The 26,127-nt window shown below is 71.2% G+C and carries 24 protein-coding genes; 3 read left to right on the top strand and 21 right to left on the bottom strand.

The features are described 5' to 3' along the window. Nucleotides 1-5 precede the first annotated feature (5 nt). Entirely contained in the window at nt 6-452 is a 447-nt protein-coding gene (locus ACF073_RS19425) for a DUF948 domain-containing protein (RefSeq protein ID WP_392071501.1), read from the bottom strand. A 171-nt stretch (nt 453-623) separates the two neighbouring features. Here ACF073_RS19425 and ACF073_RS19420 point away from each other — a divergent pair, with 171 nt between their 5' ends. Then, on the top strand, nt 624-2,822 hold the full coding sequence (locus ACF073_RS19420; protein WP_392071499.1) for an ATP-binding protein: 2,199 nt from the start codon (nt 624-626) through the stop codon (nt 2,820-2,822). A gap of 21 nt (nt 2,823-2,843) precedes the next feature. Here the strand turns inward: ACF073_RS19420 and rpsD are convergent, their stop codons facing one another. The 5 genes from rpsD to ACF073_RS19395 all read right to left on the bottom strand — a co-directional run bounded on the left by rpsD (nt 2,844) and on the right by ACF073_RS19395 (nt 8,048). Next, on the bottom strand, nt 2,844-3,458 hold the full coding sequence (rpsD, locus tag ACF073_RS19415; RefSeq protein ID WP_392071497.1) for a 30S ribosomal protein S4: 615 nt from the start codon (nt 3,456-3,458) through the stop codon (nt 2,844-2,846). 301 nt (nt 3,459-3,759) lie between these two features. Further along, nucleotides 3,760-5,115 (bottom strand): replication-associated recombination protein A, encoded by a 1,356-nt coding sequence (locus ACF073_RS19410; protein ID WP_392071495.1) that lies wholly within the window; start codon nt 5,113-5,115, stop codon nt 3,760-3,762. An 83-nt stretch (nt 5,116-5,198) separates the two neighbouring features. Then, nucleotides 5,199-5,855: a vitamin K epoxide reductase family protein gene (locus tag ACF073_RS19405; protein WP_392071493.1), complete on the bottom strand. Its 657-nt coding sequence runs from the start codon at nt 5,853-5,855 to the stop codon at nt 5,199-5,201. Nucleotides 5,856-6,064: 209 nt separating this feature from the next. Next, entirely contained in the window at nt 6,065-7,327 is a 1,263-nt protein-coding gene (hisS, locus tag ACF073_RS19400; RefSeq protein WP_392071491.1) for a histidine--tRNA ligase, read from the bottom strand. Between the two features lie 13 nt (nt 7,328-7,340). Then, nucleotides 7,341-8,048 (bottom strand): MBL fold metallo-hydrolase, encoded by a 708-nt coding sequence (locus ACF073_RS19395; RefSeq protein ID WP_392071489.1) that lies wholly within the window; start codon nt 8,046-8,048, stop codon nt 7,341-7,343. A gap of 169 nt (nt 8,049-8,217) precedes the next feature. Here ACF073_RS19395 and ACF073_RS19390 point away from each other — a divergent pair, with 169 nt between their 5' ends. Both ACF073_RS19390 and ACF073_RS19385 read left to right on the top strand, forming a co-directional pair. After that, nucleotides 8,218-9,039: a peptidylprolyl isomerase gene (locus ACF073_RS19390; protein WP_392071487.1), complete on the top strand. Its 822-nt coding sequence runs from the start codon at nt 8,218-8,220 to the stop codon at nt 9,037-9,039. A gap of 192 nt (nt 9,040-9,231) precedes the next feature. Beyond that, nucleotides 9,232-10,461 (top strand): DUF349 domain-containing protein, encoded by a 1,230-nt coding sequence (locus tag ACF073_RS19385; protein WP_392071485.1) that lies wholly within the window; start codon nt 9,232-9,234, stop codon nt 10,459-10,461. A gap of 80 nt (nt 10,462-10,541) precedes the next feature. Here ACF073_RS19385 and relA read toward each other — a convergent pair whose 3' ends face one another. From relA to pgsA, 15 genes are all read right to left on the bottom strand, one after another. After that, the gene (relA, locus tag ACF073_RS19380) at nt 10,542-13,079 is read right to left on the bottom strand and encodes a GTP pyrophosphokinase (RefSeq protein WP_392071483.1); all 2,538 of its coding nucleotides are present in this window, start codon (nt 13,077-13,079) and stop codon (nt 10,542-10,544) included. A gap of 240 nt (nt 13,080-13,319) precedes the next feature. Continuing rightward, nucleotides 13,320-13,868: an adenine phosphoribosyltransferase gene (locus tag ACF073_RS19375; protein ID WP_392071481.1), complete on the bottom strand. Its 549-nt coding sequence runs from the start codon at nt 13,866-13,868 to the stop codon at nt 13,320-13,322. Continuing rightward, nucleotides 13,865-14,968, bottom strand: a complete 1,104-nt coding sequence (gene secF / locus ACF073_RS19370) for a protein translocase subunit SecF (RefSeq protein WP_392071479.1) — start codon at nt 14,966-14,968, stop codon at nt 13,865-13,867. Before secF ends, ACF073_RS19375 begins: the two co-directional genes overlap by 4 nt. A gap of 3 nt (nt 14,969-14,971) precedes the next feature. After that, nucleotides 14,972-16,756 (bottom strand): protein translocase subunit SecD, encoded by a 1,785-nt coding sequence (gene secD / locus ACF073_RS19365; protein ID WP_392071477.1) that lies wholly within the window; start codon nt 16,754-16,756, stop codon nt 14,972-14,974. 142 nt (nt 16,757-16,898) lie between these two features. Further along, on the bottom strand, nt 16,899-17,396 hold the full coding sequence (gene yajC / locus ACF073_RS19360) for a preprotein translocase subunit YajC (protein WP_392071475.1): 498 nt from the start codon (nt 17,394-17,396) through the stop codon (nt 16,899-16,901). 233 nt (nt 17,397-17,629) lie between these two features. Continuing rightward, nucleotides 17,630-18,706, bottom strand: coding sequence for a Holliday junction branch migration DNA helicase RuvB (ruvB, locus tag ACF073_RS19355; protein WP_392071473.1), 1,077 nt, complete (start codon nt 18,704-18,706; stop codon nt 17,630-17,632). Nucleotides 18,707-18,733: 27 nt separating this feature from the next. After that, the gene (gene ruvA / locus ACF073_RS19350; protein ID WP_392071471.1) at nt 18,734-19,339 is read right to left on the bottom strand and encodes a Holliday junction branch migration protein RuvA; all 606 of its coding nucleotides are present in this window, start codon (nt 19,337-19,339) and stop codon (nt 18,734-18,736) included. After that, entirely contained in the window at nt 19,336-19,875 is a 540-nt protein-coding gene (gene ruvC / locus ACF073_RS19345) for a crossover junction endodeoxyribonuclease RuvC (protein WP_392071469.1), read from the bottom strand. Before ruvC ends, ruvA begins: the two co-directional genes overlap by 4 nt. A 139-nt stretch (nt 19,876-20,014) precedes the next feature. Then, entirely contained in the window at nt 20,015-20,767 is a 753-nt protein-coding gene (locus tag ACF073_RS19340) for a YebC/PmpR family DNA-binding transcriptional regulator (protein ID WP_392071467.1), read from the bottom strand. 48 nt (nt 20,768-20,815) lie between these two features. Then, the gene (gene pdxT / locus ACF073_RS19335; protein WP_392071465.1) at nt 20,816-21,421 is read right to left on the bottom strand and encodes a pyridoxal 5'-phosphate synthase glutaminase subunit PdxT; all 606 of its coding nucleotides are present in this window, start codon (nt 21,419-21,421) and stop codon (nt 20,816-20,818) included. A gap of 25 nt (nt 21,422-21,446) precedes the next feature. Further along, the gene (gene pdxS, locus ACF073_RS19330; RefSeq protein WP_392071463.1) at nt 21,447-22,352 is read right to left on the bottom strand and encodes a pyridoxal 5'-phosphate synthase lyase subunit PdxS; all 906 of its coding nucleotides are present in this window, start codon (nt 22,350-22,352) and stop codon (nt 21,447-21,449) included. A gap of 114 nt (nt 22,353-22,466) precedes the next feature. Next, complete coding sequence (locus ACF073_RS19325; RefSeq protein WP_392071461.1) at nt 22,467-23,009, bottom strand: hypothetical protein; 543 nt, start codon at nt 23,007-23,009, stop codon at nt 22,467-22,469. 99 nt (nt 23,010-23,108) lie between these two features. Continuing rightward, nucleotides 23,109-24,272, bottom strand: coding sequence for a glycosyltransferase family 4 protein (locus ACF073_RS19320; protein ID WP_392071459.1), 1,164 nt, complete (start codon nt 24,270-24,272; stop codon nt 23,109-23,111). Further along, nucleotides 24,269-25,177, bottom strand: a complete 909-nt coding sequence (locus tag ACF073_RS19315; protein WP_392071457.1) for a phosphatidylinositol mannoside acyltransferase — start codon at nt 25,175-25,177, stop codon at nt 24,269-24,271. The genes ACF073_RS19320 and ACF073_RS19315 overlap by 4 nt, the downstream gene beginning before the upstream one ends. After that, nucleotides 25,174-25,902, bottom strand: a complete 729-nt coding sequence (gene pgsA / locus ACF073_RS19310) for a phosphatidylinositol phosphate synthase (protein ID WP_392071751.1) — start codon at nt 25,900-25,902, stop codon at nt 25,174-25,176. Before pgsA ends, ACF073_RS19315 begins: the two co-directional genes overlap by 4 nt. Nucleotides 25,903-26,127 lie beyond the last annotated feature (225 nt).

The following is a 26,127-nucleotide window of genomic DNA, read 5'->3' as shown; positions in this document are numbered from 1 at the left end:
CGGTCTCAGTCCTTACTTCCGCTTGACTTCCGCTTGCGTCGTGCGGCAGGGACCGTCCGGCCCACGATCACGGTACGCCGGGGCGACTTCACCGGCACGTCCTCGCCCTTGCGGCCGACGAGCGCCCGGCGCACGCCGTAGCCGAAGGCCGCGACCTTGACCAGCGGACCTCCGAAGGTGGAGGCGACGGTGGTCGACAGCGCGGAAGCGTTCGACGTGACTTCCTGGACGTCCGATGCGATCGCGTCGACCCGGTCGATCTGGGTCTGCGCGGAGCGCACGGTCCGCGAGGCGTCGGCGAGCAGCGGGACCGCCTGATCGGTCACGTCCGCCACGAGCTTGGTGGTCGCCTTCAGCGTCTGGGCCAGCCTCGCCAGTGCCACGGCGAGGAACGAGACCAGGATCGCCCAGAAGACGGCCACCAGGATCCCGGCCACCTCTCCACCGGACACTGTGCGCACCCGCTCCCTGAAACGTGCTCTGAACATCGGAACCATGAAGAAACAGTGCCCCGAGCCTATCGCGCCGGGGCGGAGGCTCCGTACCGGATTACCCGGCGGCGTCGGCGGAGTCGCGGGAAGCGATTGTACGGAATGAACACGGTTCAGTACGCTCCGTATCCCATGCGAGGTCCTCACAGTCCCGGCTCCTGGACGGACACCGATCCGCCCCTCGAACTCACCGCTTTCGTGGGGCGCTCGGCCGAGCTGGCCGAGCTGGCGGCGGCGCTCGGCCGGGCCCGGCTGGTGACCGTGACCGGGGTGGGCGGGGTCGGCAAGTCCCGGCTCGCCGTGCGGGCGGCGGAGCAGTGGGCGTCGGGCGACCCGCGGCGGGGCGGGCCGGCGGCGGGCTGGGGGCGGGTGGAGCTGGCGCCCGTACGTGATCCGCACTTCGTGGAGTACGCGGTCGTCGAGGCCCTCGGGCTGACCGACCACACCACCCGGACGCCCCGGGAGACGCTACTGGAACACCTGGCGGGGCGCCGGGCGCTGCTGGTGCTCGACGGGTTCGAGCACCTGGTGGGGGCCTGCGCCGAGCTGGTGGCGGAGCTGCTGCGGAAGCTGCCGGAGCTGCGCGTGCTGGCCACCGGCCGGCGCCCGCTGGGCCTGGCCGGAGAGCGGCTGTTCCCGCTGGCGCCGCTCGGCGGGGACGAGGCGGTGCAACTGCTCGCGGACCGGGCCCGGACCCACGGGGTGCCGGTGGCCGACGACGCCGAGGTACGGGAGGTGTGCCGGCGGCTGGAGGGGATCCCGCTGGCGCTGGAGCTGGCGGCCGGGCGGCTGCGGGCGCTGTCCCCGGCGCAGCTGCTGCGGCGTCTCGACGACCGGTTCCGGCTGCTGACCGGCGGCGGCCGGGACGCCCTCCCCCGGCATCAGGCACTGCGCACGGCGATCGGCTGGAGCCATGAGCTGTGCACCCCGGCCGAACGGCTGCTGTGGGCACGGCTCTCGGTGTTCGCGCAGACCTTCGACCTGGAGGCGGCCGAGTACGTGTGCGCCGGGGAGGGGCTGTCCGCCGAGCACGTCCTGGACGTGCTGTCGGAGCTGCTCGCCCAGTCGGTCGTCTCCCGCGAGGAGACCCCGGCGGGTCCCCGCTACCGGATGCTCGACACCGTCCGGGACTACGGCGCCGAGTGGCTGGAGGCGATCGGGGACGCGGGCCGGCTGCGCCGACGCCACCGGGACTGGTACCTGGGCCTGGCGACCTGGTGCGAGCTGGACTGGTTCTCGCCCCGGCAGCGGGAGGTGGCCGCGCGCGTGGACGTCGAGCTGCCGAATCTGCGGACGGCGCTGGAGTGCTGTCTGACCGAGCCGGAGGAGGCGCATCTCGGCCAGCATCTGGCGGGTTCGCTGTGGTTCTGCTGGGTGGGCTGCGGCCGGCTCGCGGAGGGGCGGCGCTGGCTCGAGCGCAGTGTGGAGCTGGACTCGGAGTACGAGCAGTCCCGGCTGAAGGCGCTGTGGGTGCTCGGCTATGTGGCGGTCCTGCAGGGCGACACCGTACCGGCGCTGCGGGCGCTGCGGACCTGCCGGGAGCAGGCCGAGCGCTCGGCCGATCCGGCGGCGGTGGCGTACGCCGAGCACCGCACCGGATGCCTGGCCCTGGTCACGGACGACATGGCCCGCGCGGAAACGCTGCTGCGGTCGGCGCTCGACCGCTACCGGGAGATCGGCGAGCTGAACAGCAATGTCCTGATGGGCCAGGTGGAGCTGGCGATGGCGCGGGCCTTCCAGGGGGACCTGCCGGACGCGGTGCGGCTGTGCGAGGACGTGCGCCGGGTCTGCGAGGACCACGGGGAGCGGTGGGCCCGGTCGTACGCGCTGTACGTGCTGGCGTACGCGGCCTGGGTCGACGGGGACCCGGTCGGCGCGCGGGAGCTGCTCGCGGACTGCCTGGGCCATGCGCACGCCTTCCGCGACCTGCTGGGTTCGGTGCTGTCGATCGAGCTGCTGGCGCTGGTGACGCTGACCCAGGGCGATCCGGTGGAGGCGGCGGTGCTCCAGGGCGCCGCCGGGCGGCTGTGGCCCTCGGTCGGGCTGCCGCTGTTCGGTTCGGCGTACTACAACGCCCCGCACGAGCAGTGCGAGGCGGCGGCGCGGCAGGCGCTCGGCGACGCCCGGTACGCGGAGTGCGCGCAGGAGGGGGCCGGCCTCGACCGGGACGCGGCGGTGGCCCGGGCGCTGGGGCGCGGCGAGGTGCGCGCGCTGGGCGCCCTGCCGGCGCCGCGCGGGCCGGGCGAGGGCGAGGCGGGAGCGCGCGGTGAGGCCGGGAAACGCGAACCCGCCGCCTCGCCCACCCGGAAGGGCGGGGAGACGGCGGGCTGAGGTGCTGCGCCGGGGCTGGGATCAGCGGGCGTAGTACTCGACGACGAGCTGCTCGTCGCAGATCACCGGGATCTCCTTGCGGTTCGGCTCACGGTCCAGGCGGAACGCCAGGGCCTTGAGGTTCACCTGCAGGTAGCGCGGGGTCTCGCCGTCGGGGGCGAAGCCACCCTCGCGGGCGATCGTGAAGAGCGTCTTGTCCTTGGAACGGTCGCGGACCTGCACGACGTCGTCCGGGCGGACGCGGAAGGACGGCTTGTCGACCTTCTGGCCGTTGACCTGGATGTGGCCGTGGACGACCATCTGGCGGGCCTGGTAGATCGTGCGGGCGATGCCCGAACGCAGGACCAGCGCGTCGAGGCGGCGCTCGAGCTCGATGATCAGGGCCTCACCGGTCTTGCCCTGGACCTTGGAGGCACGCTCGTAGGCGCGGACGAGCTGGCGCTCGGACACGTCGTACTGCGCGCGCAGACGCTGCTTCTCGAGCAGACGGACCTTGTAGTCCGAGTTCTGCTTGCGGCCGCGGCCGTGCTCACCCGGCGGGTAGGGACGGGCCTCGAAGTACTTGACGGCCTTCGGCGTCAGCGCGATGCCGAGGGCACGCGACTTCTTGACCTTGGGGCGGGACTGGTTCGCCACTTGTCTGTTCTCTTTCCTAGTTTCCGGCTTGTCAGGGTTACGGAGGTCGCATCCGCAGCCGGGAAAACCCGCCGGGTCCGCTCGGGACCTGCCGGGCAGCCGTTCCCTGGTCTGGGCACATACGTGCAGCACGCGAGTGGCCCACCGACCGTCCCGGGAATGCGGGTGGTGGTGGGCTGCCCGCGACACCGTTCGACGGTGCGCGACGCTCCTGGAGCCGGTCCGCGAGGACCGGGTCTCCGGCTGGCTGTCCCGCTCTGACGGCACGGGACTCAGCACTTCGCAGCAGTCTACAGGCTGCTCACGACCGCTTACGACCGAGGTGCTTCCTGGTCCACTCGACGGCGTCCGCGTACCGCGCCTCCGCGCCGTGCCGGGTCGGCGTGTAGTACGCGCGGTCGCGCAGCGCGTCCGGGGCGTACTGCTGCTCGGCGATGCCCTCGGGCAGGTCGTGCGGGTACACGTACCCCTGGGCGTGGCCGAGCTTGGCCGCGCCCTGGTAGTGCCCGTCGCGCAGGTGCGGCGGGACCGAGCCGGCCAGCCCCTTGCGGACGTCCTCCAGCGCGGCACCGATCGCGGTGGTCGCCGAGTTGGACTTGGGGGCGAGCGCCAGGGCGATGGTGGCGTGGCTGAGGGTGAGGGCGGCCTCCGGGAAGCCGATCATGGCGACGGCCTGGGCGGCGGCGACCGCGATCGGCAGGGCGCCCGGATCGGCGAGGCCGATGTCCTCGCTCGCGGAGATCATCAGGCGGCGGGCGATGAACCGGGGGTCCTCGCCCGCCTCGATCATGCGGGCCAGGTAGTGCAGGGCCGCGTCGACGTCGGAGCCGCGGATGGACTTGATGAGGGCGCTGGCGACGTCGTAGTGCTGGTCGCCGTCGCGGTCGTACTTCACGGCGGCCCGGTCGACGGTCTGCTCCAGCGTCGACAGGGTGATCTCGCTCTCGCCCTGGTCCAGGGCGGCCCCGGCGGCGGCCTCCAGGGCGGTCAGGGCCCGGCGGGCGTCGCCGCCGGCGATCCTCAGCAGGTGCTCCTCGGTGTTCTCGGGGAGCGTGACGGCGTTCTTCAGGCCCCGCTCGGCGGCGAGCGCGCGCCGGAGCAGTCCCCGGATGTCGTCGTCGGTGAGGGGTTCGAGGGTGAGCAGCAGGGAGCGGGAGAGCAGCGGGGAGATCACCGAGAAGTACGGGTTCTCCGTGGTGGCCGCGATCAGGGTGACCCAGCGGTTCTCCACGGCCGGCAGCAGGGAGTCCTGCTGGGCCTTGCTGAAGCGGTGGATCTCGTCCAGGAAGAGGACGGTCTCCTTGCCGAAACCGCCGGTGGCGCGGCGGGCGCCGTCGATGACCGCGCGGACCTCCTTGACGCCCGCGGTGATCGCGGACAGCTCCACGAAGCGCTTGTCGGTGGCCTTGGAGACGACGTACGCCAGCGTGGTCTTGCCGGTGCCGGGCGGGCCCCAGAGGATCACCGAGGACGGTCCCGCGGGGCCGCCGGAGCCCTCGCCCACCAGGCGGCGCAGGGGCGAGCCGGGCTTCAGCAGATGCTGCTGGCCCACGACCTCGTCGAGCGTGCGCGGGCGCATGCGCACCGCCAGGGGGCTGCCTGCCGGGTCCTTCTCCTGGCGTTCTTCCGCTGCTGCGGTGAAGAGGTCGGGTTCCACGCTGAAACCCTAGAACACCGCACTGACAATCCCCTCCGGCCGGTCTCCGGAGCCGGCCCGGGACGGCTCCGCGCTCCGGACCGTCAGCTGGTCCAGAAGTCCCACCAGCGGGTCAGGATCAGCATGCCGATGATGCCGATGTGCAGGACCGGCAGCACCCAGGTGAACTCGCCGAAGAAGGACTTCAGCCAGCGCGGGGACCGCAGGAAGCCGTTGCGGACGTTGAACGAGGTGACGTACCAGAACATGATGATCGTGGCGACCCAGGCCAGCGAGCACCACAGGCACAGCGCGTTGATCCGGTACAGGGACTGGAACTGCAGCCAGGTGCAGAAGCCCACGCCGAACAGGGTGCCGAAGTTGAAGGTCAGCCAGTACCAGCGCGGGAAGCGGGCGCCGGCCAGCAGGCTGACGCCGACGCAGATGACGACGCCGTAGCAGACCAGGCCGAGCATCGGGTTGGGGAAGCCGAAGGCGGCGGCCTGCTTGCTCTCCATGACGCTGCCGCAGGAGACCACCGGGTTGAGGCTGCACCCGGGGGTGAACGTCTTGCCGGCGACCTTGGCTTCGAGCAGCTTGAACTTGTCGATCGTGATGACCCAGGCGGCCAGCAGCCCGGCCGCGCCGGTGATCACCAGCAGGATGGCGAGGGCGCGGCCGGCGCCGGCCGCGCGCGGGGCGTCGGCGGCGCGCTCCGGACCGGGCTCCGCGGAGACGCGGTTCACTGTCGTCTTGCTCATCACGCCGATTCCGTCACTTGAGACCTGGACCATCTTCGGGCACGGGTCATTGTGCCGCACACGCGCGTGTGCGCACCGTTCACTCCGCATAAGGATGTACGTATGAAGACCCGTGCCCGTTCGGTTCCGGACAGGCACGGGCCCCGTACGACGAGGGCGCCGGACGCGCTCCCAGGAGTGCGTCCGGCGCCCTCGCGCGGGGGTGCGGACTAGGCGAGCCGCGACTCCAGTTCCGCCACGATCTCGTTGACGCCGACCGCCGTCTGCTCGCCGGACTCCATGTCCTTGAGCTGGACGACGCCCTCGGCGAGGTCGCGCTCGCCGGCCACGACGGTGTAGCGGGCGCCCGAGCGGTTGGCGCTCTTCATGGCGCCCTTCAGGCCCTTGCCGCCGTACGCGAAGTCCGCCGCGACACCGACCTTGCGCAACTCGGTGACCTTGGCGAACAGCACCCGGCGGGCCTCCTCGCCGAGCGGGACCGCGTAGACGCTGGTCGTCGACGGGATGTCCAGCTCGACTCCCTCGGCCTCCAGCGCGAGGACCGTGCGGTCGACGCCCAGGGCCCAGCCGACGGACGGCAGCGCGGGGCCGCCGATCATCTCGGACAGGCCGTCGTACCGGCCGCCGCCGCCCACGGCGGACTGCGAGCCGAGGCCGTCGTGCACGAACTCGAAGGTGGTGCGGGTGTAGTAGTCCAGGCCGCGGACCAGCTTCGGGTCGTCCTCGAAGGCCACGCCCGCCGCGGTGATCAGCTCGCGGACCTCCTCGTGGTACGCCTTGCAGGCGTCGCACAGGTAGTCGCGCAGCAGCGGGGCGCCGGTCAGCTGCTTCTGCACCGACTCGCGCTTGTCGTCGAGCACCCGCAGCGGGTTGATGTCGACGCGCCGGCGCGTGTCCTCGTCCAGGTCGAGAGCGCGCAGGAACTCCTGGAGCGCGGCCCGGTACACCGGACGGCACTCCTTGTCGCCCAGGCTGTTCAGCAGGATGCGGAAGTTCCTCAGGCCCAGCGAGCGGTACGCCTGGTCGGCCAGGATGATCAGCTCGGCGTCGAGCGCCGGGTCCTCGGCGCCGATCGCCTCGGCGCCGACCTGGGAGAAGTGCCGGTAGCGGCCCTTCTGGGGGCGCTCGTAGCGGTAGTAGGAGCCGGAGTACCAGAGCTTGACCGGGAGGTTGCCCGCCTTGTGCAGGCTGGCCTCCAGGGCCGCGCGCAGCACGGAGGCGGTGCCCTCCGGGCGCAGGGCGAGCCTGTCGCCGCCCTTGGTCTCGAAGGCGTACATCTCCTTGGTCACGATGTCCGTGGACTCGCCGACACCGCGCGCGAAGAGTTCGACGTTCTCGAAGCCGGGGGTCTCGATGTAGCCGTAGCCGGAGTTGCGCAGCGGAGCGGCGATCGCCTCGCGGACCGCCAGGTACGCGGCCGAGTCCGGCGGGATCAGGTCGTAGGTGCCCTTGGGGGCCTTGAAGGTGCTCACGGAAGCTCTCTCGTCACATTCCTCGTCGGGGAGCCCTGGCGGCTCCCTGGCCGGCGGCCACCTGCCGCAGATAGGGATTGGTGGCGCGCTCCTGGCCGATGGTCGTCTGGGCGCCGTGGCCGGACAGGACCACGGTGGAGTCGTCGAGCGGCAGGCACACACGGGCCAGCGAGTCGAGCATGTCCGTCATGGATCCGCCCGGCAGGTCCGTGCGTCCGATGGAGCCGGCGAAGAGCAGATCCCCGGAGAAGAACACGGACGGGATGTCCGCGTTCTCGGGCATCCGGAAGGTCACCGACCCCTTGGTATGGCCCGGCGCGTGCGCGACGGAGAACTCCAGACCGGCCAGCTCCAGGGTCGTGCCGTTCGTCAGCTCCCTGACGTCGTCCGGCTCCCCCACGGTCAGCTCGCCCATCAGCGGCATGCCGATGGATCGGCCCAGCGCCTTCTCGGGGTCGCTCATCATGTACCGGTCCTCGGGGTGGATCCAGGCCGGTACGTCGTGCGCTCCGCAGACGGGGACGACCGAGGCCACGTGGTCGATGTGGCCATGGGTCAGGACGACGGCGACGGGCTTGAGCCGATGCTTCTTCAGTGCTTCCTCGACGCCTTCGGCGGCCTGGTGGCCGGGGTCGATGATCACGCACTCCTCACCGGCGGCGGGGGCGACGAGATAACAGTTCGTCCCCCAGGCCCCGGCGGGGAACCCGGCAATGAGCACGATCGTCCTTCGTTGTGTCGATTACAGGCGGCTTCAGCTGCTGTCAGAGCCTACCGGCGCTGCCGATTCCTCAGCGAACCCATATACGGTACGGGGCTACACGCAGGGGTCGGATCACGAGGACGCACGCGTGCCGCCCGACGGACGACAGGTATGAGGAGAGAACCCGGTGGTCAGCCAGGAGCAGCGGCGGCGTCAGCTCGCCCGGGAGAAGTTCTTGCGGCAGCAGCAGCGTCGCACCGCATCGCGGCGCAAGGCCCGCATGCGCAACTCCGTGATCGCGTCGGTTCTGGGCGTGATCGTGATCGGCAGTGTCGCGCTGTACACGACCGGGGTGCTGAAGGACGACGACAAGAAGGTCAACGCGAGCGAGCAGACCACGCCGAGCGCGACGCCGACCAGCAAGGCACCGGACCCGTGCGCGAAGCCCGCGGCCGGCTCGGTGAAGAAGCTGAGCTGGAAGAAGGAGCCGGCGATGTCGATCGACACGTCGGCGAAGTACACGCTGAAGCTCGCGACCACGTGCGGTGACATCGGCGTCGCGCTGAAGGCGTCGGCGGCCCCGCACACGGCGAACTCGTTCGACTTCCTGGCGGGCAAGGGCTACTTCGACCACACCAAGTGCCACCGCCTGACCACCCAGAACATCTACGTCCTGCAGTGCGGCGACCCGCAGGGCACCGGCATGGGCGGTCCGGGCTACACGCTCCCGGACGAGAACCTCAAGGACAAGAGCCTGAAGAACAACACCTATCCGGCGGGCACGGTGGCGATGGCCAACACCGGCCAGAAGCACACCGGCGGCAGCCAGTTCTTCCTGGTCTTCAAGGACAGCCAGCTGCCGCCCAGCTACACCCCGTTCGGCACGATCGACGCGACGGGCATGAAGGTGCTGAACAAGATCGCCGCGGCGGGCGAGAGCACGGGCGGGGGCGACGGCGCCCCGAACGCGACGGTCGTGATCAACAAGGCCACGGTCACCAAGTCCTGACCCCGGGGGGCCCTGGCCGCGCCGGACCGAGCCGATAACCGGACGTGAAGGTCAACACGGTCGGTAGCGGAATTTCGGTCGCGCTGGATGCGGACAGGCCACCCGCTGGTCGCCTATGTTGGCCGTGACGAAACTGTGGACGATGCCCGGGGGCGCTGAGGCCCCTCGCGGGCATCATGTGGAGGAGGCGCTGTGAGCAGCGACCCGTGGGGCCGCGTCGACGAGACGGGGACCGTGTACGTGCGTACGGCCGACGGCGAGCAGGTCGTCGGTTCCTGGCAGGCCGGCTCCCCCGAGGAGGCGCTGGCCTACTTCGAGCGCAAGTACGAGGGCCTGGTTGTCGAGATCGGCCTCCTCGAAAAGCGCGTGCAGACCACCGATCTGTCGGCGAAGGACGCCCAGGTCGCCATCGGTCATCTGCGCGAGCAGGTGGACGCCCACCACGCGGTCGGCGACCTGAAGGCGCTGCGGGAGCGGCTGGACAAGCTCGTGGCGACCGTCGAGTCGCGCCGCGAGGAGCGCAAGGCGCAGCGCGCCAAGCAGTCCGACGAGGCCCGCAAGGCCAAGGAGGACCTGGTCGTCGAGGCGGAGCAGCTGGCCCAGTCCGACCAGTGGCGGGCCGCGGGTGAGCGGCTGCGGGCGCTGGTGGACACCTGGAAGGGTCTGCCGCGTCTCGACCGCAAGTCCGACGACGAGCTGTGGCACCGCTTCTCGCACGCCCGGTCGGCGTTCTCCAAGCGCCGCAAGGGGCACTTCGCGCAGCTGGACGCGCAGCGCGAGGAGGCCCGCCGGACCAAGGAGCGGCTGGTCGCCGAGGCCGAGTCGCTGTCGGCCTCGACGGACTGGGGTCCCACGGCAGCGCGTTACCGCGAGCTGATGGCGGAGTGGAAGGCCGCGGGCCGCGCCCAGCGCGAGCACGAGGACGACCTGTGGAACCGCTTCCGCGGCGCCCAGGACGTGTTCTTCGCCGCCCGCAGCTCGGTGTTCGCCGAGCGTGACGCGGAGCAGTCGGAGAACCTGAAGCTGAAGGAGGAGTTGGCCGAGGAGGCCGAGAAGCTCCTGCCGATCGGCGACCTGAAGTCCGCGCGGGCGGCCTTCCGTTCGATCAACGAGCGCTGGGAGGCCATCGGTCACGTGCCGCGGGACGCCCGGCCGAAGGTCGAGGGCCGGATGCACTCGGTCGAGCGGGCGATCCAGGAGGCCGAGGAGGCCGAGTGGCGCCGCACGAACCCGGAGGCACGCGCGCGTGCCGCGGGTCTGACCGGTCAGCTGCAGGCCGCCGTGGACAAGCTCAGGTCGCAGATCGACCAGGCGCGCGCCCAGGGCAACAACTCCAAGGCCGACAAGCTGGAGAAGGAGCTGGACGGCCGCCAGGCGCTCCTGGACCAGGCCCTGAAGGGCCTGCAGGAGTTCGGCGGCTAGATTCCCTCACCGCTGCGCGAAAGGGCCCCGTACGCGCGTACGGGGCCCTTTCGCCTGTTCCTGTCGAGGCGGCGCCGCCGCTACGAGCGGGTGCGGCCCGAGGTCACCCGGTAGACGTCGTACACGCCCTCCACGCCCCGGACGGCCTTCAGGACATGGCCGAGGTGCTTCGGGTCGCCCATCTCGAAGGTGAACCGGGAGGTGGCCACCCGGTCGCGGGACGTCTGGACGGCCGCCGAGAGGATGTTGACGTGCTGGTCCGACAGGACCCGGGTGACGTCCGAGAGCAGCCGGGAGCGGTCCAGGGCCTCCACCTGGATGGCGACCAGGAAGACCGAGGACTGGGTGGGCGCCCACTCGACGTCGAGGATGCGCTCGGGCTCGCGGGACAGCGAGTCGACGTTGACGCAGTCGCTGCGGTGAACCGATACGCCGCTGCCGCGCGTGACGAAGCCGATGATCGGGTCGCCGGGCACGGGCGTACAGCAGCGGGCCAGCTTGACCCACACGTCGTCGACGCCCTTGACCACCACGCCCGGGTCGGTGCTGGAGCGGCGCTTGCGCCCGCGGGTGCGGGACGGCGGGACCGCCTCGTCGATCTCCTCGGTCGCGGCCTCCTCGCCGCCGAGGGCCTGGACGAGCTTCTGCACGATGTTCTGCGCGGAGACATGGCCCTCGCCGATCGCCGCGTACAGCGCGGAGATGTCCGAGTAGCGCATCTCGTGGGCGAGTGTGACGAGCGAGTCGCCGGTGAGGATCCGCTGGATCGGCAGGTTCTGCTTGCGCATGGCCCGCACGATGGCGTCCTTGCCCTGCTCGATCGCCTCGTCGCGGCGCTCCTTGGAGAACCAGGCGCGGATCTTGTTGCGCGCCCGCGGCGACTTGACGAAGCCGAGCCAGTCGCGGGACGGTCCGGCGCCGGCCGCCTTGGAGGTGAAGACCTCGACCAGGTCGCCGTTGTCCAGGGTGGATTCCAGCGGTACGAGGCGGCCGTTGACCCGCGCTCCTATGGTGCGGTGGCCCACCTCGGTGTGGACGGCGTACGCGAAGTCCACCGGCGTCGCGCCGGCCGGAAGCGCGATGACGTCGCCCTTCGGGGTGAAGACGAAGACCTCGTTGCGGGACAGGTCGAAGCGCAGGGACTCCAGGAACTCGCCGGGGTCCTCGGTCTCCTTCTGCCAGTCCAGCAGCTGCCGCAGCCACGCCATGTCGTTGATGGCGTCCTTGTCCTTGCCGGACGCCTTCGGCACGTCGGTGCGCACCTTGGAGGCGCCGGCGACGGCCTCCTGCTTGTACTTCCAGTGCGCGGCGATGCCGTACTCGGCGCGGCGGTGCATGTCGAAGGTGCGGATCTGCAGCTCGACCGGCTTGCCGTTGGGGCCGATGACCGTCGTGTGCAGCGACTGGTACATGTTGAACTTGGGCATCGCGATGTAGTCCTTGAACCGGCCGGGGACCGGGTTCCATCGCGCGTGCACCGTGCCCAGGGCGGCGTAGCAGTCGCGGACCGTGTCGACGAGGACGCGGATGCCCACCAGGTCGTAGATCTCCGCGAAGTCACGGCCGCGGACGATCATCTTCTGGTAGACGCTGTAGTAGTGCTTCGGGCGGCCGGTGACGGTCGCCTTGATGCGGGCGGCCCGCAGGTCGGCCTGGACCTCGTCGGTCACTATGGCCAGGTATTCGTCACGCTTGGGTGCCCGCTCGGCCACCAGCCGTACGATCTCGTCGTACATCTTGGGGTAGAGGATCGCGAACGCGAGGTCCTCCAGCTCCCACTTGATGGTGTTCATGCCGAGGCGGTGGGCGAGGGGCGCGTAGATCTCCAGCGTCTCGCGCGCCTTCTTCTCCTGCTTCTCGCGCTTGAGGTAGCGCATGGTGCGCATGTTGTGCAGGCGGTCGGCGAGCTTGATGACCAGGACCCGCGGGTCCTTCGCCATGGCGACGACCATCTTGCGGACGGTCTCGGCCTGCGCGGCCTCGCCGAACTTGACCTTGTCCAGCTTGGTCACGCCGTCGACGAGCAGGGCGACGACGTCTCCGAAGTCGCGGCGCAGGTCGTCCAGGCCGTACTCGGTGTCCTCGACGGTGTCGTGCAGCAGGCCCGCCATCAGGGTCGCCGGGTCCATGCCCAGCTCGGCGAGGATGGTGGTGACGGCGAGCGGGTGCGTGATGTACGGGTCGCCGCTCTTGCGCTTCTGGCCGCGGTGCCAGCGCTCGGCGACCTGGTAGGCGCGCTCGATCTGGCGGAGCGTGGAGTTCTCGATCTTGGGGTCGTTGCTGCGCACTATCCGCAGCAGCGGCTCCAGGACCGGGTTGTACGGGTTGGCGCGCTGGACACCGAGGCGTGCGAGGCGGGCCCGGACGCGGTTGGAGGAGCCGGAGCGGGTGGGCGGCGTGGCCGGCTGGCGCACCACCGGCGGCTGCACGGGCCGCTCGGTCGGGGCCGGCTTGGGACGCGTGGACTCGGCGCTCTTCTCGACGGGCGCGGACTGGGCGTGCTCGATCGCCCCGCGGGTGTCGTTCTTCACCTGGGAAGCGCTCGGCGCGGGCTTCGCCGCGGCGGCCGAGGCGGGCTCGGGCTTGGCGGCGGTCAGTGGCTGGGCCTCGTCTGGCAAGAGGACTCCTCGTGCGCGATCCGGGTCCCCCGGTCAGGCTCCGGAGACCCCATGGTAGCGAGCCTGGGCCAGGTCATCGCCTTCAGGCGGCTGGGAGGACCGTCTGTCCCTGCAACACCTGGGGCTTCGGCAGGATTCCGGAACATGGCCCCGGGGGGATTTCCAGGTGTGCGCCGCATGTCCGTACGGCAACGGCCGCCCCGGTGTTCCCGGGGCGGCCGCTGGGTGCCGTGTGCTCGGTCAGACCTGGAGCAGGGCCTGGAGCGGAGCCCCGTCCAGGGCGGGCTCCAGGCGGGCCCGGCCGCCGAGGAAGCCCAGCTCCATCAGGACCGCGACTCCGCTGACCTCGGCGCCCGCGCGCTGGATCAGCTGGATCGCGGCCTCGGCGGTGCCGCCCGTGGCCAGCACGTCGTCCACGATCAGGACGCGGTCGGCGGCGACCAGGTCCTCGGCGTGCACCTCGATCTCCGCCGAGCCGTACTCCAGGTCGTACGCCTGGCGCAGGGTGGCTCCGGGCAGCTTGCCCGCCTTGCGGACCGGGATGAAGCCCAGGCCGGCGCGGACGGCGACCGGGGCGCCGAGGATGAAGCCCCGGGCCTCCAGACCGACGATCTTGGTCGCGCCGGTGTCCGAGGCGATCTCGGCCAGCGCGTCGGTGAGCGCGGTGAAGGCCGCCGGGTCGGCCAGGAGCGGGGTGATGTCCTTGAACATCACGCCCGGCTCCGGGTAGTCGGAGACGTCGCGGATGCGGCTGAGCAGCAGCGCCGGGACGTCGGCGAGGCCGGTCATCGGCGCTTCCCCGAGGTCCGGCCGCGGCCCCTGGTGCGGGACGCGGGCTGGTTGCGCGGGCCCACGACCGCGGGGGCCGCGTCGTCGGTGTCGTCGTCCGCGCCGGCGTCCGCGAGGGCCCCGTCCGTGCCGGCCTGGGCGCGCTTGGCCAGGACCCGCTTGGTGAGGGCCTTCATCGCCGGCTCGCGCTCCTTGAGGTCGGCGACGAGCGGCGTGGCGATGAAGATCGAGGAGTACGCACCGGCCGCGAGGCCGACGAACAGCGACAGCGAGATGTCGTTCAGCGTGCCGGCCCCGAGGAAGCCGCCGCCGATGAAGAGCAGACCGGCGACCGGCAGCAGGGCGACGACCGTGGTGTTGATCGAGCGGACCAGCGTGCCGTTGATCGACCGGTTGGCGATGTCGCTGTAGGTGAAGCGGGTCTGCTTGGTGATGTCCTTCGTCTGCTCCTTGAGGCTGTCGAAAACGACGACCGTGTCGTAGAGCGAGTAACCGAGGATGGTCAGCAGACCGATGACCGTGCCGGGCGTGACCTCGAAGCCGACCAGGGCGTAGATACCGGTCGTGATGGTGATGTCGTGGATCAGCGCCACCAGCGCGGCGACGGCCATGCGCCACTCGAAGGCGATCGCCAGGTAGATCACGACGAGGACCATGAAGATCGCCAGGCCCTCCCAGGCCTTGTTGGCGACCTGCTCGCCCCAGCTCGGGCCGACCAGGTCGGCGGCGAGCTTCTCGGGGTCGAGCTTCAGGTCCTTGGCCAGCTCCTGCTTGATCTTGTCGGACTGGTCGGTCTCGATGCCGGCGATCTGGATGCGCAGGCTGCCGTTGCCCAGCTTCTGCACGATCGCCTCGTGGCCGGAGGCCTCCGCGGCGTACCGCTCCGCCTGCCCCACCGACGTGCTCATCTTGGTGGGCGTCGTGAAGACCGCGCCGCCCTGGAACTCGATGCCCATGTTCAGGCCGCGCACCGCCAGGCCGACGATGGCCGTGATGGTGATCAGTATCGAGAGGCCGTACCAGATCTTGCGCTTGCCGATGAAGTCGTAAGAGATCTCGCCGCGGTGCAGCCGGGCGCCCAGGTTGCCGAGTTTCGACATCGCTCAGGCCTCCTTCGGGTCGACGGGGCCGGAGATGGGACCGGCGGGACGGCGGGTGCGGCGCAGCGGGGGCTTGGCACCCAGGCCCTTCGGGTCGAGTCCGGACCACTTGTGGCCGTCGGCGAAGAACTTGCGGCGCGCGAGGAGCGTCATCAGCGGCTTGGTGAAGAAGAAGACCACGACCACGTCGAGCAGGGTGGTCAGACCCAGCGTGAACGCGAAGCCCTGGACCTTGCCGACGGTGACGACGAACAGCACCGCGGCGGCGAGGAACGACACGAAGTCGGAGACCAGGATGGTGCGCCGGGCACGCGGCCAGGCCCGCTCCACGGCGGGGCGCAGCGTGCGGCCCTCGCGGATCTCGTCCCTGATGCGTTCGAAGTACACGATGAAGGAGTCCGCGGTGATACCGATGGCGACGATGGCACCGCACACGGCCGGCAGGTTCAGCGCGAAGCCGATGGCCGGGCCGAGCAGCGCCATGATCACGTAGGTGAGGATCGCGGAGATCAGCAGGGAGGCCATGGCGACGAGCGACAGGCCGCGGTAGTAGACCACCAGGTACAGCACGACCAGCGCGAGGCCGATGGCGCCGGCGAGCAGACCGGCGTGCAGCTGCTCACCGCCGAGCGCGGCGGTGACGGTGGTGACGGACTGCTCCTGGAAGGAGAGCGGCAGGGCGCCGTACGACAGCACGTTGGCGAGGCTCTGCGCCTCGTCCTGCTTGAAGCTGCCGGAGATCTCCGCCTGGCCGCCGGTGATGGCCTGCTGCACGAACGGGCTGGAGACGACCTCGCCGTCCAGGACGATGCCGAACTCGTTCTGCGGCTGCTGGTTCTTGGCCAGCTCGCCGGTGATGTCGGCGAACTTCTTGGCCCCGCCGCCCGTGAAGGTCATCTGGACCTGCCAGCCGGCGGCGCCCTGGGTGTCGAAGACGGCCTGCGCCTTCTTCACCTCGGTGCCGTCCACGGCGGCCGGGCCGAGCACGTACTTGTACCAGGTGCCGTTGATCTTGCCGCAGGCCACGGTGGTGTCACCGGGCTTGGCCTTCGTGCCGGCCTTGGCGCGGTCGGCGGGCTTGGTGCAGTCCAGGGCCGCGTACTGGGCCTGGAGCTTGGAGGTGTCGGCGCCGCCGGTGGCGGAGGCCGAGGGGCTGCCCGACGGCTTGGAGCCGCCGGAGGCGGAGCTGCCCGGCGAGGGGGTCGCGTCGGCCTTCAGCGCGTCGGTGACGGCCCGGCCCTGCGAGGTCGCGCCCGCGGAGGGGGAGGTGGAGCCCGAGGACGCCCTGGGCTTCGAGGAGCCGCTCGACGAGGGGTTCGCGCTCGGGTTCGGCGAGGAGCCGCCGCTGGAGGAGGCGCTCGGCGAGGGGCTCTTGCCGGCGGGGCCGCTGGGCTCGCTGGCCAGGACCGGGCGGAAGTACAGCTTGGCGGTGGTGCCGACCTGCTGCTGGGCCTCCTTGGAGTTGGTGCCCTTGGGGATGTTGACGATGATGTTGTCGGTCCCCTGGGTCTGCACCTCCGCCTCGGAGACACCCAGGCCGTTGACACGGCGGTTCATGATCTCGACCGCGGTGTCCATGTTGGCCTTGTTGATCGCGGACCCCTGGTCGGCCTTCGCCTTGAGCGTGATGCTCGTACCACCGGCCAGGTCGATACCGAGGCGCGGAGTGGTGTGCCCGGAGGCGAACATCCCTCCGGCGAGCGCCACGATGGCGATCAGGATGAGGGCCAGCGAGCGCCCCGGCTTGCTCTGGGCGCTCGCGCTTCGGCCCCTCTTAGGTGCTGCCACCTTCTCGTACTCCCTCTCGGGCCGCCCCGCGCCCGGTCGGCGCGGTCGGCCATGACATGGTGTCGGGCTCGCGTACGGGAAACAGACGCGCCCGGGACACGCGAGGCGCCGTCATGCCGCCGCCGCGCCTCCCGGGGCGTGACTACTTCGCGTCGGAGTCGCCGTCGGTCTTCTTCGGCTCGTCCGTCTTGGCCTCGGCGGCGCCGGCCGCGTCGGTGCCGTCCTCGACCGCGTCCTTCTTACCGAGGTCGATCTTGTCGTCGGAGGCGGCGGCAGCGGATCCGTCGGTCTCGTCGGTCTCGGTGAGGGAGGAGGCGTCGTCCGGGACGAGGCCGTCGTCGGACTTCAGGTCGTGCTCGACGCCGTGGACGATGCGGTTGTACTCGTCGTCGGAGAGGACGGCGCCGATGGCGTTCTTCGCGAAGAGGAGCTCGACGCCCGGTCCGGCATCGAGGAGGACGGTGTCCTCGTTGGCCTCCTTGACCGTCGCGTACATGCCCCCGATCGTGCGGACGCCGGAGCCGGGCTGCAACTCGTTCCGCATCTGGGCGGCCTGCTGCTGCTTCTTCTTGGCCGAGCGCGTCATCAGGAACATGGCCGCGATGAGCACGATGAACGGGAGAAGGGTATAGGCATTCACGGGACGGGATTTCCTTCGCGCGACCGCGCGGGTGAGCGGCCAGATGGATGGGGGTGTGGTCGGCGCCGCCCGCAAGGGCGGCATCGGCGGAGTCTAAGCGAGTCCGCTTGCATGGAACAACGCTCAGCATGGCACCTGGGTTCCTGCCGGGCCATCGCCCTCGCCGCTCGAAAGCCATCACATCGGCAACGGATCGGCATCGGAAGCGGCCTCGGACCGGCGGCGGGCCGCCGTCACGTCCCGAACAGGTCCTGTTGTCCGTTTCCTGCCGCTCCCGGTGCCGTGCCCGGCGCGGTGAGGCCGAGATGCGCCCAGGCCGCGGGGGTGGCGACCCGGCCGCGCGGGGTGCGGGCGAGCAGGCCCTCGCGGACCAGGAAGGGTTCGGCGACCTCCTCCACGGTCTCCCGCTCCTCCCCCACCGCGACGGCGAGGGTGGACAGGCCGACCGGTCCGCCGCCGAACAGCTTCAGCAGAGCCTGGAGGACCGCCCGGTCGAGCCGGTCGAGACCGCGCGTGTCGACCTCGTACACGGCGAGGGCGGCGCCGGCGATCTCACGGGTGACCAGGCCGTCCGCCTTGACCTGCGCGTAGTCGCGGACGCGGCGCAGCAGGCGGTTGGCGATACGGGGCGTGCCCCGGGAGCGGCCGGCGATCTCGGCGGCGCCGTCCGGGTCGATCTCGACGTCGAGCAGGTGTGCCGAGCGGTGGACGACGCGCTCCAGCTCGTGCGGCTCGTAGAACTCCATGTGGGCGGTGAAGCCGAAGCGGTCGCGCAGCGGCGGCGGCAGCAGGCCGGCCCGCGTGGTGGCGCCGACCAGGGTGAACGGCGGCAGCTCCAGCGGGATCGCGGTGGCGCCGGGGCCCTTGCCGACGATGACGTCGACGCGGTAGTCCTCCATGGCCATGTACAGCATCTCCTCGGCGGGCCGGGACATGCGGTGGATCTCGTCGAGGAAGAGCACCTCGCCCTCCTGGAGGGAGGAGAGGATCGCGGCGAGGTCGCCGGCGTGCTGGATGGCGGGGCCGGAGGTGATGCGGATGGGGGCGCCCATCTCGGCCGCGATGATCATCGACAGGGTGGTCTTGCCGAGGCCGGGGGCGCCGGAGAGCAGCACGTGGTCGGCGGTGGCACCCCGCGCGCGTGCGGCGCGCAGGACGAGGTCCAGCTGTTCGCGGACCTTCTCCTGGCCGATGAATTCGCCGAGGTCCTTGGGGCGCAGGGCGGCCTCGACGGCCTGGTCCTCCCGGTCGGCGGACGCACCGACTAGCCGCTCGGCGGCGGCGGCGTCGGTCGAGTCGTCCCAGTTCACGAGGTTCTCCTAGCGGGGTGGAGCAGGTCAGCGGGCTCGGTTCAGGGTCTGCAGGGCGGCCTTCAGCAGCCGGCCCACCTGGGGGGCGCCGCCCTCGGCCTCGGCCTGCGGGGCAACGGCGGCCACGGCCTCGTCGGCCTCGCGGGTGGCGTAGCCCAGGCCGATCAGGGCCGCGTGCAACTGGTCGCGCCAGCCCTGGCTGACGGGTGTGCCGACGGCCGGGGCGCCGACGGGCTCGCCGAGCCGGTCCTTCAGCTCCAGCAGCAGCTTCTGGGCGCCCTTCTTGCCGATGCCGGGGACGGCGGTGAGGGCCTTCTCGTCAGCGGTGGCGACCGCGCGGCGCAGCGCGTCCGGGGTGTGCACGGCGAGCATCGCCTGCGCCAGCCGCGGGCCGACGCCGCTCGCGGTCTGGAGCAGCTCGAAGACCTGGCGTTCGTCGTCGTCGGCGAAGCCGTACAGGGTGAGCGAGTCCTCGCGCACGACGAGGGAGGTGTGCAGCTTGGCGGGCTGGCCCTTCCGCAGCGTCGACAGGGTGTTCGGCGTGCACTGGACGGCCATGCCGACACCGCCGACCTCGACGACCGCCGCGTCGGGGGCGAGTGCGGCGACGGTGCCGCTGACGAAGGCGATCATGCCGTACGGCCTTTCGTTGGGTGGGCTGCGTGCCGGGCGACGGCCTGCTGGAGCCGGTTCTGGGCGGGGGCCCGCCAGATGTGGCAGATGGCGAGCGCGAGGGCGTCGGCGGCGTCGGCCGGCTTCGGTGGCGCAGCCAGCCGGAGCAGTCTGGTCACCATGGCCCCGACCTGCGCCTTGTCGGCGCGGCCGCTGCCGGTGACGGCGGCCTTGACCTCGCTGGGGGTGTGCAGGGCGACCGGGATGCCGCGCCGGGCGGCGCAGAGCATCGCCACGGCGCTGGCCTGGGCGGTGCCCATGACCGTACGCACGTTGTGCTGGCTGAAGACGCGCTCCACGGCGACGAACTCCGGCCGGTGCTCGTCGAGCCACTGGTCGATGCCCTGTTCGACGGCGAGCAGCCGGTGGCTGAGGTCGGCGTCCGCCGGGGTGCGGACGACCCCGACGCCGAGCATGGTGAGCGGGCGGCCCGCGACCCCTTCGACGATGCCGATCCCGCACCTGGTCAGCCCGGGGTCCACCCCCAGTACGCGCACCCGCGCCCCCTTACCTCGCTCGCCTGTTTGTGCAGGCTATCGGGTGCCGCTGACAACGCCTCGCAGCAGCGCCCGGCAAGGCGACGGGCCGACGGGTTGTCCCGTCGGCCCGTGAGAACCAGCGAAGCCCGCGGCAGCGCTACGCGTCGACCTTCTCCATGATCTCGTCGCTCACGTCGAAGTTGGCGAAGACGTTCTGCACGTCGTCGCTGTCCTCGAGAGCGTCGATCAGCTTGAAGATCTTCTTGGCGCCCTCCTCGTCCAGCTCGACCTGCATGGTCGGGACGAAGTTGGCCTCGGCCGAGTCGTAGTCGATGCCGGCGTCCTGGAGGGCGGTGCGGACGGCGACCATGTCGGTGGCCTCGCTGAGCACCTCGAAGGACTCACCGAGGTCGTTGACCTCCTCGGCACCCGCGTCCAGGACGGCACCCAGGACGTCGTCCTCGGTGAGCTCGCCCTTGGGGACGATGACGACGCCCTTGCGGTGGAACAGGTACGACACCGAGCCGGGGTCGGCCATGTTGCCGCCGTTGCGGGTCATGGCGACGCGCACGTCCGAGGCGGCGCGGTTGCGGTTGTCGGTGAGGCACTCGATGAGCACGGCGACACCGTTCGGGCCGTAGCCCTCGTACATGATCGTCTCGTAGTCGGCGCCACCGGCCTCAAGACCACCGCCGCGCTTGATCGCGGAGTCGATGTTCTTGTTGGGGACCGACTGCTTCTTGGCCTTCTGGACGGCGTCGTAGAGCGTCGGGTTGCCCTCGAGATCGACGCCGCCCATGCGTGCCGCGACCTCGATATTCTTGATCAGCTTCGCGAAGAGCTTGCCGCGCTTGGCATCGATCACGGCCTTCTTGTGCTTCGTCGTGGCCCATTTAGAGTGGCCGGACATCTGCCTGTCTCCTTCGCGTAACCCATCTCTGTACGAACGCCAGAGATCCTACAAGGACTCCGGTGTCCGGTCGGCACGCACCATGTCGACGAACAGGGAGTGCACGCGGTGGTCGCCGGTCAGTTCCGGGTGGAACGACGTGGCGAGCACGTTGCCCTGGCGCACGGCGACGATGTGGCCCTCGTGCTCGGCGAGCACCTCGGCCCGGGCGCCCACGGACTCCACCCAGGGGGCGCGGATGAAGACGCCCTCCACAGGATCGCCCGCGATGCCCTTCACGTCGACCGCGGCCTCGAAGGACTCGTTCTGCCGGCCGAAGGCGTTGCGGCGCACGATCATGTCGATACCGCCGATCGTCTCCTGGCCCGAGCGCGGGTCGAGGATCTTGTCGGCGAGCAGGATCATGCCCGCGCAGGTGCCGTAGACGGGCATGCCGTCCCGCACGCGCGCGCGGAGGGGCTCCATCACGCCGAAGAGAACGGCCAGCTTGGAGATGGTGGTCGACTCGCCGCCGGGCAGCACGAGGCCGTCGACCTCGGCGAGTTCCTCGGGGCGCCGCACCGGCCTGGCCACGGCGTCCGCCGCGGCCAGGGCGATGAGGTGTTCCCGTACGTCGCCCTGGAGGGCCAGGACGCCTATGACAGGAGTGTTCATGGGGTGATGTACCTGTGGCCTGTGCTTACCAGCCGCGGTTGGCGTAGCGCTCGGTCTCGGGGAGGGTGTCGCAGTTGATGCCGACCATGGCCTCGCCGAGGTTGCGGGACGCGTCCGCGATGATCTTCGGGTCGTCGTAGAAGGTGGTGGCCTTCACGATGGCGGCGGCGCGCTTGGCCGGGTCGCCGGACTTGAAGATGCCGGAGCCGACGAAGACGCCCTCGGCGCCGAGCTGACGCATCAGGGCGGCGTCGGCCGGGGTGGCGACACCACCGGCGGAGAACAGCACGACCGGGAGCTTGCCCAGCTCGGCGACCTCCTTGACCAGCTCGTACGGGGCGCGCAGCTCCTTGGCGGCGGCGTACAGCTCGTGGTTGTCGAAGCCGCGCAGGCGGGCGATCTCGTTCTTGATCTGGCGCAGGTGACGCACGGCCTCGACGACGTTGCCGGTGCCGGCCTCGCCCTTGGAGCGGATCATCGCGGCGCCCTCGGCGATACGGCGCAGGGCCTCGCCCAGGTTGGTCGCACCACACACGAAGGGGGTGGTGAACGACCACTTGTCCGAGTGGTTGACCTCGTCGGCCGGGGTGAGCACCTCGGACTCGTCGATGTAGTCGACACCGAGGGACTGCAGCACCTGGGCCTCGACGAAGTGGCCGATGCGGGACTTGGCCATCACCGGGATCGAGACGGCCTCGATGATGCCCTCGATCATGTCCGGGTCGGACATCCGGGCCACGCCGCCGTCCTTGCGGATGTCGGCCGGGACCCGCTCGAGGGCCATGACGGCCACGGCGCCCGCGTCCTCTGCGATCTTCGCCTGCTCCGGCGTGACGACGTCCATGATCACGCCGCCCTTGAGCTGCTCGGCCATGCCGCGCTTCACACGGGCGGTGCCGGTCTCGGGAGCCTGGTTCTCGGTGGTGGACACGGGTGACCTCACTGAAGGGAAAGAGGGTTTCTGCTCCGATGAGGAAACGTGAGTGGAGCAGGCCACAGCAAGGGCCAATGGCAAGCCGGTGGATCCTTTTGGTCCACCTGTCGTTCAGGAGACCCGCTCGACCAGGGCCGCGGGCGGCTCGTCGTCCATCTCGAAGGCCAGCGGGAAGGGGGCGTGGCCGGCCAGCCGGAACCAGCGGACCTTGCGGTGCTCACGGAGCCTGCGGGCCGCGCCCACGGCGTCGTTGAGGAAGCGGCGGGCCATCGGCACCCGGCGGACGGCCTCGGCCAGCTCCCGGGCCGCCTCCTCGCCGCCCGGGGCCTCGCGCACGGCCTCCACCTGCGCCGGGTCCTCGAAGACCGCCCGCAGCGCCTGGCTCAGCTCGCTCTCGGCGACCTCCCGCTGCTCCTCCTCGGCCTGCCGGGCCGCGTGCGCCGCCTCGTACAGCACGATCGAGGCGGCCGGGTCCAGCACGCCGGAGGTCGCCAGCTCCTGCGCCACGGAGGCCCGCCGCAGCAGCTGGGCGTCGAGCGCGGCCCGGGCGGCGTCCATCCGCACGTGCAGCCGGTCGAGCCGGCCGGCCGTCCAGCTGAGGTAGACGCCGACGGCGAGGAGTGCGACAAGGATCCAGATGAGGGTTGCGGTCACGGCCGAAGGCTATCGGGACGCCGGCGCGCGCCTCGCAGCCGTCCGCACCCGGGCGGAGCCCGGCCCCGCCCACCGGCCCGGCACCGGCCGCAGGCCGGGTCAGTCCCGGGCCAGCCCGAACCGTGCCCGCAGCCCCGTCGTCCGCTCGTCAGCGCCGACCGCCGCCGCGCCGGCCGTCACGGTCTCGTAGACGGACAGGATGTCCGCGCCGACCGTGGACCAGTCGAACCGCCGCACATGGGCGCTGCCGCGTTCGCGCAGCCCGGTCAGGCGTGCCGGGTCCGCCAGCAGTCGCACGGCCGCCTCGGCCAGCGCGTCGGCGTTCTCGTTGGCGAAGACCGCGCCGGCCTCGCCCTGGTCGAGGACCTGCACGAAGGCGTCCAGGTCGGAGGCGAGCACGGGGGCACCCGCGGACATCGCCTCGACCAGGATGATGCCGAAGCTCTCGCCGCCGGTGTTGGGCGCGACGTACAGGTCGACGCTGCGCAGGAGGCGTGCCTTGTCCTCGTCGCTGATCATGCCGAGGAACTCCACGCGCGAGCGCAGCTGGGCGGGCAGGTCCTCGACGGCCGCCTCCTCGTCCCCGCGGCCCGCGACCAGCAGCCGCGTCTGCGGCCGTGCGGCCAGGATCCTCGGCAGGGCCCTCATCAGCACCGGCAGGCCCTTGCGGGGCTCGTCGATGCGGCCGATGAAGCCGATGGTGTCGCCCTGCCACTCCGGCTTGGGCTCGGCCTTCGCGAAGAAGTCCACGTCGACGCCGTTGGGGATGACCACCGCATCCCCGCCGAGGTGCTCGACCAGGGTGCGGCGGGCGTACTCGCTGACCGCGATCCGCGCGCTGATCTTCTCCAGCGCGGCCTGCAGGATCGAGTACGCGGCGATCATCGCGCGCGAGCGCGGGTTGGACGTGTGGAAGGTGGCGACGATCGGCCCCTGCGCCGCCCAGCAGGTCAGCAGACCGAGCGAGGGCGAGGTCGGCTCGTGGATGTGCACCACGTCGAAGGCGCCCTCGTGCAGCCAGCGGCGCACCCGCGCGGCCGAGAGGAAGCCGAAGTTCAGCCGGGCCACCGAGCCGTTGTACGGCACCGGGACCGCGCGGCCCGCCGAGACGACGTAGGGCGGCAGCGGGGTGTCGTCGTCGGCCGGGGCGAGGACGGAGACCTCGTGGCCGAGCCGGATGAAGTACTCGGCGAGGTCGCGGATGTGGAACTGGACGCCACCGGGCACGTCCCAGGAGTACGGGCAGACGATCCCGATTCTCACGAGGGTCCCTTCGCGGGGTCGAGGTCGGCGAGCCACAGCCGCTGAAGCATGTGCCAGTCCTCCGGATGCTCGGCGATCCCGGTGGCGAAGGCATCGGCCAGCGCCTGTGTCATGACAGACGTCTTCTCGGCCCGGGTGCCTGACCCGGGTACCTCGATCGGGGCGTGGACCTGCCCCTTCATGACGGCCGAGTCGTCGTACCAGAGGGTGACGGGCAGCAGCAGCGCGCCGGTCTGCTGGGCGAGCAGGGCCGGTCCGGCCGGCATGCGGGCCTTGTCGCCGAAGAAGTCGACCTCGACGCCGGAGGCGGACAGGTCACGGTCGGCGACCAGGCAGATCAGGCCGCCGTCGCGCAGCCTGCGGGCCAGGGTGCCGAAGGCGGAGCCGCCGCTGTGCGGCAGCACCTCCATGCCCAGGCCCTCGCGGTAGGCGACGAAGCGGTCGTAGAGCGTCTCGGGCCTGAGCCGCTCGGCGACCGTCGTGAACGGCGTCCCGAGCGCGGTGGTGACCCAGGCGCCCGCCAGGTCCCAGTTGGCCAGGTGCGGCAGGGCGAGGATGACGCCCTTGCCGGCGGCGAGCCCGTCGGTCAGGCGGTGTATGTCCTTCGGGTCGAAGCCGGTCTTCACGCGCTCGGCGCTCCAGGCCGGCAGCCGGAAGGACTCCATCCAGTAGCGCAGGTACGAGCGCATGCCCGCGCGGGACAGCTCGGCGAGCCGCTCCGGCGAGGCGCCGGGCACCACGCGCGCGTAGTTCGACTCCAGGCGCAGCACGCCCTTGCCGCGCTGCTTCCAGGCGAGGTCGGCGACGGTCCGGCCGAGGCGCGCGGCGACCGGCTCGGGAAGCTTCTTGACCGTGCTCCAGCCGAGGCCGTACAGCCCGTCGGTCAGGCGTTCCGCCGCGCTCACTGTCCCGCCTCGCTCCCCTGGGCCGCGTTCTCGCGGGCGGCCGCCTCGGCCTCGGCGGACTCGCGGCGGACGGTGACGACGCGCTGGATCAGCGTGACGAGGCTGCCCGCCGCGACGATCCACAGCGCGATCGGCAGCAGCCACTGGACGCCCGGCACACCGAACGCGTGCAGGCCCGCGAGACCGGCCGCGACCAGCGAGATCACCAGCCGCTCGGCCCGCTCGACGAGCCCGTTGACGGCGACCGGCAGCCCGATCGACTCGCCGCGCGCCTTGGTGTACGACACCACCTGGCCGCTGGCCAGGCAGAAGATCGAGACGGCGCACAGGACGTCGTTGTCGCCGTTGCCCGCGTACCAGAGCGCGAAGCCGCCGAAGATCGCGCCGTCGGCCACGCGGTCGAGCGTGGAGTCGAGGAAGGCGCCCCAGCGGCTGGAGCGGCCCAGCTGGCGGGCCATGTTGCCGTCGACCAGGTCGGAGAAGACGAACAGGGTGATCACGATCGTGCCCCAGAAGAACTCTCCCCGGGGGTAGAAGACCAGCGCACCCGCGACCACACCGGCCGTGCCGAGGAGTGTGACCGTGTCGGGGCTCACTCCCCTGCGGATGAGAAACGCGGCGAACGGTGTGAGGACACGCGTGAAAAATGCACGCGCGTACTTGTTCAGCATGGCCTTCCCGACGGTCGGTGACGCCGCGGCCCTGATGGCCGCCGGCTGGCCCATCGTAGCCACGCGCGCGTGGCCGTGGCGGGCGGGCACCCGCAGCCGCGCCGGGAAGCGGTGCCTGCCGCGGCGCGCGGGGGCCGCGTGACGCGATCGGTGCCCCGTCCGTCCCGTTCGTGGTCCTTCGTATGGACGCGACGTGACGGGAGTGGAAAGCTCGAATAACCGCGGGCGTCGCCGGAGCCGCCGCAGCACGCGGGTCCCGCGCGTCCGCGCCCACAGTGA

Source organism: Streptomyces sp. NPDC015171 (assembly GCF_043079545.1).
Taxonomy (GTDB): Bacteria; Actinomycetota; Actinomycetes; order Streptomycetales; family Streptomycetaceae; genus Streptomyces.
The sequence above is the reverse complement of the archived record's forward strand: the minus strand, read 5'-3'. Positions and strand labels throughout refer to the sequence as shown.

Coding starts and splice junctions, on each gene's coding strand:
- ACF073_RS19420 (WP_392071499.1), top strand. CDS start 624: ATGCGAGGTCCTCACAGTCCCGGCTCCTGGACGGACACCGATCCGCCC.
- ACF073_RS19405 (WP_392071493.1), bottom strand. CDS start 5,855: ATGAGCAAGACGACAGTGAACCGCGTCTCCGCGGAGCCCGGTCCGGAG.
- ACF073_RS19375 (WP_392071481.1), bottom strand. CDS start 13,868: ATGACCGGCCTCGCCGACGTCCCGGCGCTGCTGCTCAGCCGCATCCGC.
- secF (WP_392071479.1), bottom strand. CDS start 14,968: ATGTCGAAACTCGGCAACCTGGGCGCCCGGCTGCACCGCGGCGAGATC.
- ruvA (WP_392071471.1), bottom strand. CDS start 19,339: ATGATCGCCTTCGTCAGCGGCACCGTCGCCGCACTCGCCCCCGACGCG.
- ACF073_RS19340 (WP_392071467.1), bottom strand. CDS start 20,767: ATGTCCGGCCACTCTAAATGGGCCACGACGAAGCACAAGAAGGCCGTG.
- pdxT (WP_392071465.1), bottom strand. CDS start 21,421: ATGAACACTCCTGTCATAGGCGTCCTGGCCCTCCAGGGCGACGTACGG.
- pgsA (WP_392071751.1), bottom strand. CDS start 25,902: ATGGGCCAGCCGGCGGCCATCAGGGCCGCGGCGTCACCGACCGTCGGG.